At 39.0% G+C, this 14,816-nt stretch carries 18 protein-coding genes and 2 tRNA genes; 11 read left to right on the top strand and 9 right to left on the bottom strand.

Annotated features, from left to right (window positions below; translation table 11 throughout):
- Positions 1-264: 264 nt before the first annotated feature.
- The 5 genes from H6614_10740 to H6614_10720 form a co-directional block, all read right to left on the bottom strand.
- Complete coding sequence (locus tag H6614_10740) at positions 265-672, bottom strand: hypothetical protein (protein ID MCB9244142.1); 408 nt, start codon at positions 670-672, stop codon at positions 265-267.
- Positions 673-752: 80 nt separating this feature from the next.
- Positions 753-1,007: a hypothetical protein gene (locus tag H6614_10735; GenBank protein ID MCB9244141.1), complete on the bottom strand. Its 255-nt coding sequence runs from the start codon at positions 1,005-1,007 to the stop codon at positions 753-755.
- A 35-nt stretch (positions 1,008-1,042) separates the two neighbouring features.
- The gene (locus H6614_10730; protein MCB9244140.1) at positions 1,043-1,468 is read right to left on the bottom strand and encodes a hypothetical protein; all 426 of its coding nucleotides are present in this window, start codon (positions 1,466-1,468) and stop codon (positions 1,043-1,045) included.
- Positions 1,469-1,500: 32 nt separating this feature from the next.
- On the bottom strand, positions 1,501-1,722 hold the full coding sequence (locus H6614_10725; protein MCB9244139.1) for a hypothetical protein: 222 nt from the start codon (positions 1,720-1,722) through the stop codon (positions 1,501-1,503).
- Positions 1,723-1,866: 144 nt separating this feature from the next.
- A complete protein-coding gene (locus H6614_10720; GenBank protein ID MCB9244138.1) occupies positions 1,867-2,076 on the bottom strand; it encodes a hypothetical protein in 210 nt (69 codons plus the stop codon).
- Positions 2,077-2,230: 154 nt separating this feature from the next.
- Between H6614_10720 and H6614_10715 the strand changes: the two genes are divergently transcribed.
- The 8 genes from H6614_10715 (at position 2,231) to H6614_10680 (ending at position 10,826) form a co-directional block, all read left to right on the top strand.
- The gene (locus H6614_10715) at positions 2,231-2,881 is read left to right on the top strand and encodes a LexA family transcriptional regulator (protein ID MCB9244137.1); all 651 of its coding nucleotides are present in this window, start codon (positions 2,231-2,233) and stop codon (positions 2,879-2,881) included.
- Between the two features lie 151 nt (positions 2,882-3,032).
- A complete protein-coding gene (locus H6614_10710; protein ID MCB9244136.1) occupies positions 3,033-3,656 on the top strand; it encodes a C40 family peptidase in 624 nt (207 codons plus the stop codon).
- 149 nt (positions 3,657-3,805) lie between these two features.
- A complete protein-coding gene (locus H6614_10705; GenBank protein ID MCB9244135.1) occupies positions 3,806-5,662 on the top strand; it encodes an aryl-sulfate sulfotransferase in 1,857 nt (618 codons plus the stop codon).
- A 62-nt stretch (positions 5,663-5,724) separates the two neighbouring features.
- A complete protein-coding gene (locus H6614_10700) occupies positions 5,725-7,506 on the top strand; it encodes an aryl-sulfate sulfotransferase (protein ID MCB9244134.1) in 1,782 nt (593 codons plus the stop codon).
- A 101-nt stretch (positions 7,507-7,607) separates the two neighbouring features.
- Positions 7,608-7,694 (top strand) — tRNA-Ser (locus H6614_10695).
- Between the two features lie 12 nt (positions 7,695-7,706).
- Complete coding sequence (locus H6614_10690) at positions 7,707-8,894, top strand: hypothetical protein (GenBank protein ID MCB9244133.1); 1,188 nt, start codon at positions 7,707-7,709, stop codon at positions 8,892-8,894.
- A gap of 35 nt (positions 8,895-8,929) precedes the next feature.
- Complete coding sequence (locus H6614_10685; protein ID MCB9244132.1) at positions 8,930-10,411, top strand: glycosyltransferase family 39 protein; 1,482 nt, start codon at positions 8,930-8,932, stop codon at positions 10,409-10,411.
- A complete protein-coding gene (locus tag H6614_10680) occupies positions 10,404-10,826 on the top strand; it encodes a GtrA family protein (GenBank protein MCB9244131.1) in 423 nt (140 codons plus the stop codon). Before H6614_10685 ends, H6614_10680 begins: the two co-directional genes overlap by 8 nt.
- On the opposite strand, the gene H6614_10675 is transcribed toward H6614_10680, so the two are convergent.
- From H6614_10675 to H6614_10665, 3 genes are read right to left on the bottom strand one after another with little or no spacing between them, the layout of a single operon-like run.
- Complete coding sequence (locus H6614_10675) at positions 10,823-11,068, bottom strand: hypothetical protein (protein ID MCB9244130.1); 246 nt, start codon at positions 11,066-11,068, stop codon at positions 10,823-10,825. The two genes, H6614_10680 and H6614_10675, sit on opposite strands and share 4 nt — an antisense overlap.
- On the bottom strand, positions 11,065-11,394 hold the full coding sequence (locus tag H6614_10670) for a DUF2752 domain-containing protein (protein MCB9244129.1): 330 nt from the start codon (positions 11,392-11,394) through the stop codon (positions 11,065-11,067). Before H6614_10670 ends, H6614_10675 begins: the two co-directional genes overlap by 4 nt.
- A gap of 6 nt (positions 11,395-11,400) precedes the next feature.
- Positions 11,401-11,652 (bottom strand): GlsB/YeaQ/YmgE family stress response membrane protein, encoded by a 252-nt coding sequence (locus H6614_10665; GenBank protein MCB9244128.1) that lies wholly within the window; start codon positions 11,650-11,652, stop codon positions 11,401-11,403.
- Between the two features lie 121 nt (positions 11,653-11,773).
- Here H6614_10665 and H6614_10660 point away from each other — a divergent pair, with 121 nt between their 5' ends.
- On the top strand, positions 11,774-13,021 hold the full coding sequence (locus H6614_10660; GenBank protein ID MCB9244127.1) for an MFS transporter: 1,248 nt from the start codon (positions 11,774-11,776) through the stop codon (positions 13,019-13,021).
- 7 nt (positions 13,022-13,028) lie between these two features.
- Here the strand turns inward: H6614_10660 and H6614_10655 are convergent, their stop codons facing one another.
- Positions 13,029-14,129: a hypothetical protein gene (locus tag H6614_10655; GenBank protein ID MCB9244126.1), complete on the bottom strand. Its 1,101-nt coding sequence runs from the start codon at positions 14,127-14,129 to the stop codon at positions 13,029-13,031.
- Between the two features lie 62 nt (positions 14,130-14,191).
- Between H6614_10655 and H6614_10650 the strand changes: the two genes are divergently transcribed.
- On the top strand, positions 14,192-14,662 hold the full coding sequence (locus H6614_10650; protein MCB9244125.1) for a GyrI-like domain-containing protein: 471 nt from the start codon (positions 14,192-14,194) through the stop codon (positions 14,660-14,662).
- Between the two features lie 49 nt (positions 14,663-14,711).
- A tRNA-Ser gene (locus H6614_10645) sits at positions 14,712-14,798 on the top strand.
- Positions 14,799-14,816: the final 18 nt, after the last annotated feature.

The following is a 14,816-nucleotide window of genomic DNA, read 5'->3' as shown; positions in this document are numbered from 1 at the left end:
CGAATGTAGTCAAAATAACATAAAAAAAGACACTCTGCCTACCACTACAGAGTGTCTTCGGTTGGTAATTGGAGGTAAGAAATGAGAAATATGCAAAAATATAAACAAAAAAAACGATTTACAAAATCCCGTTTTTTTTACATAATTAATATTTTTTGTTTTCCCTACATATAATATCATCCCAATAAACTTGACAAAATAAAAAGGGAAAGACATCAAGTTGTCTTTCCCATAACCATATTATTTTACTTATAGAGGAAGTTCTTATGTAATGACCAATCGGTCTGCTACGTAGTTTAATGCTTTTACAAGAAGCTCGTACCTATCGTCCTTTGCATCCGATCTCAAAGAGGCTTCCCTGACACTTTCCGAAGCCCTGATCACCACGGCAGATATTTCATTCAAAAATTCATCCGGAATTTCTTCATCCGACTGGTAATTTCTCAGCAGTCCTATTGCTTCGTCTATGCTTATAATAGTTTTCTCGAGATAGGGTTTTACATCCGACTTTTCCACTTCGTTATAATTAACAGCGGATCCTTTTAGGAGGGTAAGTATATCGATCATCCTTTCGGAAAAGGAAGGGGGATCGCCTTCGTCACTACCTCCGCAGCCACTGAGCGCCGGCATGGATAAAAGAATCACAAGAGCAAACACGAACAATTTTCTCATCACATCCTGGATTAGTTGCTTTGATTTTTCAATATTAACATAAATAAATAACTAATTCAAAACAATTCGAGAAAACCAGTTCATTCCAGGTGATCATATTGTATCAGCTCCCATTTAAAATTCTCATGATAAAAGGCAAGCTCGCATATGACCTTTTGATCTTTGCATTCCACCACAAAGTGTGTAACCGGGTTGCCCCCTTCCTTTAGACGCCACTTATTTACAAACGTGGTAACTTTGTAAATAGTGTTTTTGCGTTTAAATCTTATAATATTTACCCGTGTGTGATCGAAGTGGGCGATCACTTCAACAGGCTCGAAGGTCTCGTATCTCATAGGGATAATATACCATAAATAATTATGGCAATCAACTACCTCCAATTTTCCTTTTCCTGAGCTACAAGATCTATAATGTTAATACGTTCTGGCAGCTCAAAGTAACCTTTATCAATTTCATTGCACAGGATATTGAATACGCGGGTCAGACCTTCGAAACCGTCCGGGTCATTGTCTTTAAACAAGGTAGGCAGGTGATGACCGTTGCGGTCCTCGCGTCCTTCAAATTCATACTCGATACGCATTAATTCCTCCGGTGTATATCTCACATATTCCGGGATAAGTTTGTTGGCAACTTTGTGGTATATCTGCTGGTGTGTGCCGTTTATCACATTTATCCAGTATGGATTGCCATTGCACATATTTCCAACTGCGCAGGCACAGGGTTCCCCATGAACCAGGTGACCATGGAAAAAGGCTTTTATTAAAATTCCGGCGGTTTCTTCGAGACGATGCTGCATGGTAGTTGTGTGTTTAAAATTTTAAAAAATTTTTAAATAAGCTTTCTCAAAGGGAGTTTCTCCAATTCGATTATCTTGTTATACATATCAGAGAGCTCATTATATCTTCCTGACAATTTCCTCTTTTTGCGTGGAAGATTTCTTATGAGCATACCAATGTGTTTAAGCTCTTCCTCGATCGCAAGCAGTTCAGCTTTTGTATCCAGAGCTTTACAAAGAGATCTAACTCTCTTTTCAGATTTGCTTTGTTTCATATTTACAAACTTTAAGAATGAATTAGTTTTATAAGATAAGATTTAAAACAAGCATCACTTTCTTTTGCCGGATCATCTTTAATTCGCCTTATCGATAGAATACATGATCCAACTATCGGATCGTATGACCTTGCAGTGATCTCCTTAATGTCCATTATTGCCTGATCTAATTGGTTTGAGTAATTTCTTAATTTCACTAAGCCGGTTTTTATCGGCGTGATACTCTTCGGGATCCCACGAATATGAAAACTCACTATCGCCGGTAAGTTTCCATTTCTTGCTTTCCTCCATTTTCCAGAGTATCCAGTCGCGCTCAGCCTGCAATTCAGCTAGTTTTTCGGGTGGTAGTTTCATTTTGACTTAAATTATGCTTTCGTAATATTTACTGTTTTGGATTTGCTTTAACCGTATTTTTCTCTATATTGAAGGTAAATATTACGTGAACTTCGTAATACAATCTACCGTAATTTGTACGGTTTGTCAAGTCACAAAAAACGTAATTACTACTATGGATATAAACAAGACTATCTCCACAAATGTTTATGCTTTACTAGGCAAAAGTTCGGTCACTCAAAAGAAGCTGGCATATGATCTGGGCATAAAGATAGACACTCTTTTTAATTATTTGAAAAACAGGGCAAAATGGGATACAAATGTGGTAAATTCTATCGCAAAATATTTTAATGTACCCCTGGACTATCTATATGGAAACCCGGTGGGTGTAAGTAATGAGGTCGAAGGTGACTCAAAAGCCAGGCACGTGGCAGTACTCGGAAAGGTCGAATGCGGCATTCCCATCACAGCTCAGATAAATAATAATGCATTAGATCTAGAACACATACTCATTGATAATGTTGCGCGGTACAAGAATCCGTTTGTCCTTATAGCCGAAGGGGAATCCATGTCTCCCTTTATTAATCCTAAGGATTATATATTATGTATAGATGACGAAACAAAAATTAAAAACAAGGCGACCGTAGTGGTAAGCTTTAAAACAGAACCGGATAATTACGAGGCAAATGCAAAATTGTACTACGAGCTGGATGATTCGCATATTATGCTTTACTCAATAAACACGAAATTTCCACCAACTGTGCATAAAAAGAGGGACGTTGCCCACGTATATAAGGTTATAAAGATCATACGAGAAGTGAAATAGATGTTTTTATTTATATTTAGCCATATTTGCATCCCTACATAAAATTTTCATTACCCCCAAAAATCTACTTGACATATATCCCAGATTGTAGTATTTTTACTCTGAAGTTAGCTTAATACTAGTATCTGTGCTTTATTTTATGACTTATGTAATGTATAAAACTAAAACAATATTATTACTTCTAGGTATCACCCTTCTAATCGGTTTAGCCGGATGCTCTGCATATAGAGAGGAAGCCCTCGAGAGAATGCGTAAAGAAAAGAGGGAGAGTGAAGAAAGATCTGAAGAAAAGTATAATAAGAAAGAAGAAACCAAGACTTTTAAGGGTACCTCATATACCGGCAAGACTGACGAGCAGATACTAGATGTACTAAAGAAGAAGAAGTTCAGAAACCTCTCATCGGGAGAAATGGATGAGCTAATGGACAGAGTAAAAGAATACTTGCATACTCCATACCTCTGGGGAGGCGAATCAAAAGATGGTATCGATTGCTCTTCTTTTGTACAGACTGTTATGAATATGGCACTTGGTGTAAAGCTACCGAGGACTTCTCTTGAGCAGTCTAAAATAGGCAATCAGATAGATCTGGATGACGTAAGCCTGGGAGATCTGATTTTCTTTGATACAATGGATAAAGGACATGTATCACATGTCGGCATTTACCTGGACGAAGGATTATTTGTACATTCCGGATCCCGGACAGGAGTGGCGATCGCATCTTTAAACGACGATTTTTACAATAAAACTTTCCTTTTCGCAAAACGGGTATTTTAATTCAATAGAGAAACAAAAGCAGTAGATCCTCACCTCCTTAGCGGCTTATAGCCGCTTTTTTTATATGGTATAATATTTTCTCTTTAATATTTTCCGCTTAAAGTCTATGTTAATAAATCTTAACGAAATCATGAACTTTATAAGGAAAATTGAGATATAGCATTATTACTCCCTTAATTACAATATTAATACTAGTCAGTGTTAATATTTGCTATTCAGATAACATTGAAATTGTTTACACTTCTCCAATAGATGGCGCAAAGTACCTTCGCCCGGAAGAAACAATTATAATTTCGGCAAATAAACCGATCAATGAAAGCACCATAAGTACCAGCGGTATCATCAATGTGTCAGGCAGATTGAAAAACAATTACACCGGTACTACTTTTTTATCGAGTGACGGTAAGACTATAATCTTTAAGCCAAGTTCTTACTTTATGTGGTCGGACACCGTGACAGTTAATATCAACAATGGTATTAAAACTACAGACGGAGAAAATCTTAACCCAAAGTCGATCACATTTATAATTAGAGATAACCCTGACCAGATTCGACCGTTTAATTCTTTCCAATCGGAATTTGAAGGCAAGACTTATAGACCGCTATTTTACCAAAACAATTTAGATGATCCCCTACCGGCTGACTTTCCCCGGATCAGTATAGTAAATAATTTTAACCCATCATACGGCAGGTTATTTTTTACGAACTTTAACATGGCGAATTTTAATGGAGGGAATAACCATGAGGAATCAATACAGTATCCTCAAGAAGATGATATTACAATAACACCTAATCCATATCTGATAATATTCGAAAATTCAGGCGACGTATACTATTACAAAAGGATCGAGCCTTATGCAACGGATTTCAAGAAGATCGGCGCAGACAGGTTCGTTTACAATAATGTCAAGACAAGCAATTATTACATGTTTGACACCGACCTTAATTTCATTGACTCTTTTTATTGCAGAAATGGATATGAAACGGATCAGCATGATCTGCAATTTCTTGACAACGGGCATTTTGTATTGATGAGCTATGACCCGGTAATAATAGACATGAGTAAGATCGTTCCCGGAGGCGATACAAATTGCCAGGTATTAGGGCTTGTGATACAGGAGCTGGACAATGATAAGAATGTCATATTTCAATGGAGAAGTTGGGATCATCTGGAGATAACAGAAGCTACTCATGAAAACATGACAGCACCAAAATTGGACTATGTTCACGGTAACTCACTTGAATATGATTACGACGGAAATTTAATCTGCTCATTCCGACATACGGACCAAATCATTAAAATAAACCGCATTACGGGCGATATCATGTGGAGACTGGGCGGAAAGAAAAACCAGTTCACATTTATAAATGATCCGATAGGTTTTTCTCATCAGCATGATGCCAGAAGAATAGCCCCGGGGCGTATAACACTTTTCGACAACGGTAATTTCCACAGCCCGCCCTATTCAAGAGCAGTCGAATACGAACTTGACGAAGTAAATAAAACTGCTACACTTGTATGGCAATTTGATCATAATAAAGAGGTCTTTGCATTTGCAATGGGTAATACCCAGAGGCTACCTAACGGCAATACTGTAATTGGCTGGGGAGCCGCCGGTTACCCAAATATTACGGAAGTTGACCCACAGGGTAATATCCTTTTTGAGATGGCAAATCCGGATTCGCTTTGGTGTTACAGGGCATTTAGATTTACTTTTGATCAGCCGGAAAATCCGATTCCAGAGACATATAATCTTGGACAAAATTATCCTAATCCGTTTAACCCGGCAACAACGATAAGCTTTAATATACCTTTACAATCGAATGTAAAATTATATATATATGATATACTGGGACGGGAAGTAGCGAAACTCGTCAACCAGGAACTTAATCCAGGTAATTATAACATATTGTGGAATGCACAAAATCTTTCGAGTGGAGTTTATTTCTACAAACTGATCGCTAGCGGTTTTGTAGAAACAAAAAAGATGGTTCTTTTAAAGTAGGGGGAATTTTAAACAATTCTTTTAAAAGAATGTCAAATTAATAAACCATAAAATTTTTTAGTATGAAAGGACTTTTTATCTCCCTATTTGTCTTATTAATTTCCTCTCACTTTTCATATGCTGATAATATAGACATCGTATATCACTCTCCACAATCAAACGCGAATAATTGTACAGTTAATGAAACAATCATATTTTCGGTTTTTGAAGAAATAAACCAAGCAACAATAGATAATTCCATTGTTAGTGTTACCGGCAGTACAAGTGGATCACATACGGGTATGCTATTTTTGGCAAAGGATGGAAATACTTTAATATTCAAGCCGGATATTCCATTTAATAATTCAGAAACAGTCAATGTGAATATAGGTGCAGGCTTAGGAACTATATCAGGAAATACGATCAATCAGTATTCATTTTCATTCAATGTTAGAAATCCACGCACCGTAGTGGATTTTACGAACTTCGATCCCTACGAAACACGCATTCCATACAGCAAAATCGATTTCAAATTATTCAATAATGATGTTGATGATCCGGGAAGCGAACCAAACGCCAATGTAGCTGTTAATCTAAATCCCTCACACGGCAGAATATTTATTAGCGGATTTAGGGGAGATACTGTAACATTTACCCCCTATCTGACTATTTACGACAACTCGGGATCGCTTTTATTGTCACAGTCAACCTTTGGTCCGAGTGTAGATTTTAAAAAACAGATAAACGGAACATATTCATATTGCAGTTTAGCAAAAAGTTTATTTTATATACTCGATTCAAATTTTAATGTAATCGATTCAGTTTCCTGCGGGAATGGGTATACAACAGACCTTCACGAATTACTCGTACTCGGTAATGGTAACATGTTAATAATGGGCTATGACACTGTTGAAGTTGACATGAGTCAAATTGTTACAGGAGGCGACACAAATGCACTGGTTGCAGGATTGATAGTACAGGAACTGGACAAAGATAAAAATGTAGTGTACCAATGGAGAAGTTGGGAAGAAATGGAGATTACAGATGCCTCACATGAAGATTTCACCGCATCAAAAATCGACTATGCCCACGGAAATTCTATAGAACCCGATTATGACGGGAATTTGCTTGTGTCTTCCAGACACCTTGACGAAATTACAAAGATAGACAGGAAAACCGGAAAGATTATTTGGAGATTAGGAGGAAAGAAAAACCAGTTTACATTTGTAAATGACGATCGGAGATTTTCTCATCAACATGATGCCCGAAGAATCGCTCCAGGAAGAATTACATTGTTTGATAATGGTAATTTCCATGATCCTTACTATTCCAGAGTGATCGAGTATGAACTGGATGAGATAAATAAAACTGCTACTCTGGTATGGCAGTTTGACCATGATAAAACCGTTCACTCGCCTGCAATGGGAAATGCTCAGAGACTTTCTAACGGAAACACACTAATTGGGTGGGGTTTTACCCAGCCAAACGTAACCGAGGTTACCCCCCTGGGTAAGATTGTTTACGAAATGTCACTTGACCCCGGCTATGTATCCTATAGGGCATTCAAGTATACATATAATCAACCCGACTCTCCATATCCGGATGATTACGTGCTTAATCAAAACTATCCGAATCCATTTAACCCAAGCACTGTTATTACTTTTAATATACCCCGGCAAACAAAAGTATCTCTAAAGGTTTATGATATACTGGGTAGGGTTGTCTCGGTATTGATAAATAGCGACCTGTCAGCCGGTGAGCATTATGCGCAATTTAATGGATCTAACCTCGCTAGCGGAGTTTATTTTTATAACCTTGTGACCGATACGTACTCTGAAACAAAGAAAATGATACTGCTAAAGTAGTTGTATTTATATTGAAATAAGAAGTGTATTGAGTTAAATTAGCAATAAGGAAAAAGATCGTTCTTTTTCCTTATTGCTTGAATATCAAGCATTTAAACTACAGAGAGTTGCTCGAGTGGTTGAAGAGGCACGCCTGGAAAGTGTGTATGGCAGCAATGTCATCGCGGGTTCGAATCCCGCACTCTCTGCAATAAAAACCGATGAGTAAACCCGTCCTTAGAATCCTTAAATTCCCGCTTTATCTGGTCCTTTTTTTATTATTCGTTTTCATCACTTACATTGCTTATGGATATTTTGTTTCGGAGATCTACGACTTTCCCGAGCCAAAACCCTTCACAGGAGATCGGCTGTACAATCCATACGACAATTTATATCCGCACTGGTACAAAGCAAATTTTCACGCTCATTCTTACGCATGGGGAGGTCTCACTAACGGAAAGCAGACTGAAGAGGAAGTAATTCAAAAATACAGGCAGGAAAATTACGATCTTATCTATTTATCAAATTATCACAAAATATACCTGACTTACCCGCCGGGAAATCCATCCTCTCTTTCAGTATATGAGCACGGATACAATACAACCAAGGCTCACAGGCTTGTATTCGGTGCGGAAAGCCCTTCCTATTTCGATATACCTATTTACCTAAATACGAGCGCAAAGCAGTATCTCATTAATGAACTGAAGAAGGATTCGAAAATGCTGGCGATAGCTCACCCCGCATTTCATAATGGACATACTCCGCACGAACTACGTTACCTGTCCGGGTATGATCTGATGGAAGTCCTTAATCATTATAGAGTGTCAGATGTTTACTGGGACTCTGCGCTTTCATCCGGTAAAGCTGTCTGGCTAATCTCTGATGATGATACACATGATATAAATGATCCGGTTGAAACAGGTGTATGCTGGACGCTGGTCAATTCTCCCGATAAAAATGCTGACGACATCATGAACTCATTAAAGACCGGTAAAGCGGTCGGACTTAAAGGAAAAAATTTTGAAAATCCGCTTATCCTGGAAAGTGTGACCATCGATTCGATGACAGTGAATTACAAATTTAATATGCCGGCAAACATTAAGCTTATCGGCGACAATGGTATTGTAAAGGCCGAATCCGGTAATAGCGATAGCATCTCATATACATTTAAGCCCGAAGACACTTACTTGCGCGCTGTTGTAAATACCCCCGACTCTGTATCATTTCTTTATCTGAATCCGGTAATACGCTATGACGGAGGCGCACCTCCTTCAAATCCATTCACGGCAAAAGTAAATTATTTCCAATCATACTTGATCCGCGTACTGATCTTAATCCCCTATCTGCTCCTTATATATTTTATTTATAGAAAGATTCGAAATAAGAAAAGAAAAAATTCTTATATTTAGCTTAATATAATCCTTCGAAACAGGTAAATTATAAAATGCTCACGCTTTTTAAGGACAGAACAGCATTATATATACTGCTTGCGGGAACAATCGTAAGAATTATTACCTCCTTTATTGTCCCTCCGGGGTTCGACGAATCTTACTACGGATGTTATTCCTTTCATCCTGCATGGGGGTATTTCGATCATCCTCCCATGGTCATGGCAACTGCCTCGATCGGTTTATTTCTTACCGGAACATTTACTTCCTTTACACTCCGCTTTGGCGCTCTGATCATTTATATTATTTCACTTGCGCTTATCTATGATATCGCAAACAGACTGTCAGGTCAAAATTCAGCCAGAATAAGCCTGATACTTGGATCTATTATCCCCTATTTCCTTATTGGCATGGGGGCATTTGTTATACCTGATAACGCATTCGGCTTATTTATGTTATTATTTATCTTGAGCCTTGTGCGATTAAAGGAAACCGGGAACACAAAATACTTTTTGCTGACCGGGACATGGCTGGGTCTTGCATTCCTTTCAAAATACCATGCCGTTCTCCTTCTCGGCGGACTTTTCTTTGTACTTATTTTCTATAGAGATTGGAGAAAATATTTACTAAGTCCTTACCTGTATATAGGAATACTGTTGAGTGTGGTGATCTTCTCGCCAAATATATATTGGAACTACCAGCATAATTGGGTTTCATACGCTTACCAGTTCGGTAAAAGTACAGGTGTAACCAACTTCTCCTTGAATACATTCCTGCAGGGAGTTTTTGTTCAGGCCGGATACCTCCTTCCATGGGTAATGATAGTTCTAATAATTGCCCTTTTCAGAGCCAGAAAAGACCCGCAATTAAATTGGATCATTCCGTTTGCCGCGCTCCCTATTATTGCATTCACACTGGTAGGAGCGACACGGCAGATCATGCCTCACTGGCCGATGCCCGGATACCTCGCTGCAATATTAACCGCCGGAGTATGGATAGGGAAATGGTCTATCGGAAAGCAAAAATTATTCTTTTACAGCACGGGAGGAGTTACGCTCGCCGCTCTGATAATAGTAAACATACAGGCTCTAACAGGATTTTTACCTATCGAAAAGACTCCGGACGTTACTCTCGACGGTCAGGGATGGGAAGAGGTTTATTATAAGATTAATTCCATGAGAATAATGGATGACCGAACAACGTTTGTTTTTACTCATAAGTGGTTCCTATCGGGTGAGTTCGACTTTGCTTCAGGTGGCAGGTACAACGTTTTCGTTTTCAATGATGAAGCGCCTTACAGTTACGCATTCTGGGATAAGACAAAAGATAACATTGGAAAAAATGCTCTATTCATTACAACAGACAGATTTCACGATGATCCGACTACTTTGTGCAAAGACTATTTCACTGAATTCGAGCTCCTTCATACCGTTCCTACATACAGAGGGGACAGTGAAGCGCAGGTATTCGAGATATGGTTCTGCAAGGGACTGAAAAAATCCTTCCCCAATCCTTACTCAAAATACATAAATGAGTAACCTACTTGATAAAATATTCTCGCTAAAAGGCACCTTCCTTAAATTCGCTCTCGTCGGGATAAGCGGGATCGCGGTGAACCAGGGGTTATTGGCGTTACAGGTAGATTATTTGAATATCGATCTAAAGATCGCTTCGATAGTTGCCATCGAGCTCTCGATACTGAATAATTTTTTATGGAACAACATCTGGACCTGGAAGGAAAGAAAAAAACACAAAGTCTGGACAAGACTTTTGCGTTATCATATGGTTACTGCCTTTTCCGGAGGAGTTAATTACATTACCCTCCTAGTGCTGACTGATTCAGCAGGGATGCATTACCTCATCGCAAACCTAATTGGCATAGGACTTGGTATGATAATTAACTTCGCTCTAAATCATTTATGGACGTTCCAAAAAAAAGAATCGGAAGCCTAGACTACTCCCCCGCCCATTAGAAGCCTTACCGCGCCAAACAATGCCGCAACCAAACACATTATCAACCCGGCTATAGATCCATTCTTGTTACCCTTCTCAACAGCTATTCCTACTATACCCAGTATCACACCAACGCCTGCGAAAGGTATATTGATCCAATTAAATGCGCCGAAGCACGGTATAAACCCAAATATCATTCCAAGAATAGATAATGATCCCCAAATAATGTTAAGAGTGTTCATATATTAGATTTTCTTTTTAAGGATTTTTGAAATATAAATATTATGAATACGATTTGATTCAAAACAAGGATTGAAAAAAGCGGGATAGCCGCTTCATTAACAGAACCACCGGAGAAATTCCCCTTTGCAAGACTGACGAAGCTTCTCGTCATGCCGCAAAATGCACATGTTCCTTCATGATGACCCTGAAGCACTGATGATGCGCCGTATATAAGATTTTCGTCTGCAAATATTAAAAAAGCAAACATGAATAGCATTACAGAACTAAATAAGATCCAGAGAATGGAGTAAGCTCTTTTGAGGTCATTTTGAAAAGTAGTGCGCAATGATAACTATTTTTTTACGAAGATCATTCTGTATAAAAGCAGGATTATTACAGCACCCGCAAATGCTCCGAAGAAGCCGGCTGTATCACCCTCTGAATAAAGACCTATCCATCTACCCAGATAGGTAAACAAAACAGAACCCCCTATACCAAGAAGGATAGTAAAAATACATCCGTGTTTCTCTTTACCCGGCACAATAAACCTTGCAAGGGCTCCCACAACAAGTCCGATAAGTATAGTCCACAATAATGATAACATAAAAGAAGTTTTTATTTATACAATATACCAAAAAAATCGGAAAATTTTTACCTGACAAAAATTATGATGTTATAAATTTATTTCTTATTTTAGTGAGCCGGGTACTATCCCGATTTCTTACATGGACAAAGACGTCAAAAGAAACGTCGTACACTATTTTATTTCTGATATAAGCGTTTTTGTGAGCATTTATCTTAACTTTCTCACAATGGTCTGGTTAACATATGAATTAACAGGACTGCCTGCCGATCTTGGACTTGTGGGATTCTTACAAAACCTTCCCTTCTTTTTATTCAGCGTTCTTGGTGGAGTGGTAGCCGACAATTATAATCGCAGAAAAATAGTTGTACGGTTTAATATTATGTTCGTACTTCTGGCTTTGATAGTAGCTCTTACGTTTATTTTAAAGCTTTTAACCTTGCCCTTGATATTGACATTCTCTTTCCTCTTGGGAACATTTTTCTCTATATACTACCCATCCATGATAGCCATGGTGCAAGATATGGTAACGGACAAGAACGAATTTCCCCGCGTAATGGGGGCTGCCGCATCGAATGCAAAGACCGGACAGCTTATTGCTTCATCCGGTTTCAGTTTTTTGATCTCTGCCTTTACCGTAGCCGGCACATTAGTTACCGCTTTCATTTTCAATCTGGTCTCCCTATTCTTCATTTCAAAGGTCAAATATACCGAACCTGTAATAGTAAAGAAAAATGAAACGGTATTTGGACAGATAAAGACCGGGCTCAGCTATGTGCTGAAGCATAAGGTCCTTTTGGCAATAATACTCATGTCAACCATGATAAGCCTTGTATTTATATTCGTGTCATTCCAGATGCCTCTCATTGATAAAGATTTTCTCAATGGCTCTTCCAATGACATGGGAATTCTTTTTATTGCAGGCGCAGTAGGGGGCCTCGTTTCGGGAATTTACCTTGGCAAGCGAAAATCAACCAAAAATCTTCTCTGGTTTCTCATTGCCTGCGCGGTTATTTCAGGAATTAGCATAATTGGTCTTGCGTTCTCAAGGGAATTATGGTTAAGTTTTATTTTTGCAATGGGAGTTGATTTTGCCTTCATTGCAACACTGGGAATGAGCAATACGATATTGCAGCTCTTCTCAGATGATGAAGTCTGCGGACGCGTGCTCGGCATCAATACAATGATGTCGTGGGGTTTTTCTGCTGTTATAATGATGATATTGGGGTTCGTCGCAGACAAGACAGGCATGCAGCCTGTTATGGTAGGGATAGGTATAGCGCTCTTTTTAAGTACTGCAATATACTTGATAAGCCTTAAGCTCCAAAAACCGGAACTACAAGCAATATATTCTCACAGAAACATTCCTGCGGATAAACAACCTATTTGACCATCACTCAACGTACTGTTATAGTAAGCGGACATCCGGCATAAAAGAACGACGTCGTGTCTGCATTGAGCAGGCGCAGATAATTATTATGGTCATGCTCGAACGCTACCCAGCAGGAATAATTGTCGAGACTTCCCGAACTGCCCGGACAGTTCGTTGGAGTATAACTCCCTATCTCTTCCGTAAACGCCACGTTCTTATAATTAATTGAATCACCGAAGTATTGCTGTGTCGTTTGTATAAGCGCAGTAACTAAAGCCGGAAGTGTAGTAGGTATCTGGTCGTCGATTATCTGCTGAAGATTTGCACAGAATCTCGGCACAAGGTCACGTGAATTAATTAGTCGGTGACTCTCAGCACCTTTTGATGACACCAGGTTATCAAAATACAGTCTGTAGCCATCATTGCCAACACTAGGAGCGGCATATGTATACGATTTCACTTTGAACTTCCCTCCAAAACCCGCGTCAAGAAACCATGACGTAACTATCGTCGCGAGCGCACCTCCGAGACTGTGTCCCGTTATGTAAAATGTCGACCCTATATTCGGGAGCGCGTCGAGAAATTGCTGCATAGTCTTGCCTGTTGCAGGATCTTTTAGCTGAAGTAATGTATCCAGACCGATCAGGCTTCCGTCCGATACCTTGACCGTGTCAGATGCCGTACCAAACGGATATACTGTCTGATCTACAAAAAAGTCTTCTATAACATTAGTAAGGTAACACCAGTCAGTGCCTCTTATCGCCAGGCAGTATGATGGAATAATCTCCGATGAGTCAACTGCTATATACATCATATTCGCATTATCTGTGCTCAAACCCGGTCCCCACGCCAGCTTCCAATTCCCCTGTGTCGAATAGTTAGTCTTTGCCAGTTGTATTTTAAGCGAATCCTTTATAAAAGCAGGATTATTCTCGTTCACATAAGTAAGCGCGGCAAGTGTCATCGTAATTTTCGCGGCGGTCGGATCATAGGAAGTACTGCCGAATAGTGTACTGTTGCCGTTTAGCGGGTTATCCGAACATCCCAATTGGGTAAGGCTAACTGTTACTGCCACTATCAAAAGTACAGTCGAAAAAGGACTGAAATATTTAGTATAATTAGACATATTTGACCTCGGATTATAGTTTTCTAAAAATTACGATTCATTAACCATAAATAAAATAGCTAATGGAACCTGTATTTAAAATTATTCCCGGGTTTAAAATTGTCGGGATGATGTATTCCGGACGTGTGGATACGGGAGAGATTCCTCTACTGTGGAATAGGTTCGCTGACAAAATGGAAACTGTCCCAAACAGGATAAACGAACATAAATGTTTTGGGATCATCAACCCGTTCGGCGAAAATAAATCAAAAGGCGAAATTGATTATGTAGCAGCTGTTGAAGTAGAAAATTTCAATGATGTCCCTGATGATATGATATCTGCTGATATACCCGAAGGTGAATATGCGATTTTCACTCACGTAGGTCCGATTAGTAATATTATGAATTCAGTTAAATATATATACGGTGAATGGCTCCCAAATTCAGAATATACCTTGACCGGAATGCCCGATCTGGAAGTGTATGACGAGAGATTTAAGCTTGAAGCAGAAGATTCGGAATGTGATATATGCTTGTCCGTCAAAAAGAAATAATCTTTACATTTTTTCTATAAAGTGTAATAATTACCTTATAAGAAGTTTCGGAGAGGTGGCAGAGTGGTTGAATGCGCTGGTCTCGAAAACCGGTATGGGGGCAACCTCATCGAGGGTTCGAATCCCTCCTTCTCCGCAAAAAATTCTTACCGGG

It is taken from the genome of Ignavibacteriales bacterium, from assembly GCA_020635255.1.
Taxonomy (GTDB): domain Bacteria; phylum Bacteroidota; class Ignavibacteria; order Tepidaquicellales; family Tepidaquicellaceae; genus JAEYVS01.
Note: the sequence above shows the minus strand (reverse complement) of the source record. Positions and strands in the feature narration are given on the sequence as shown.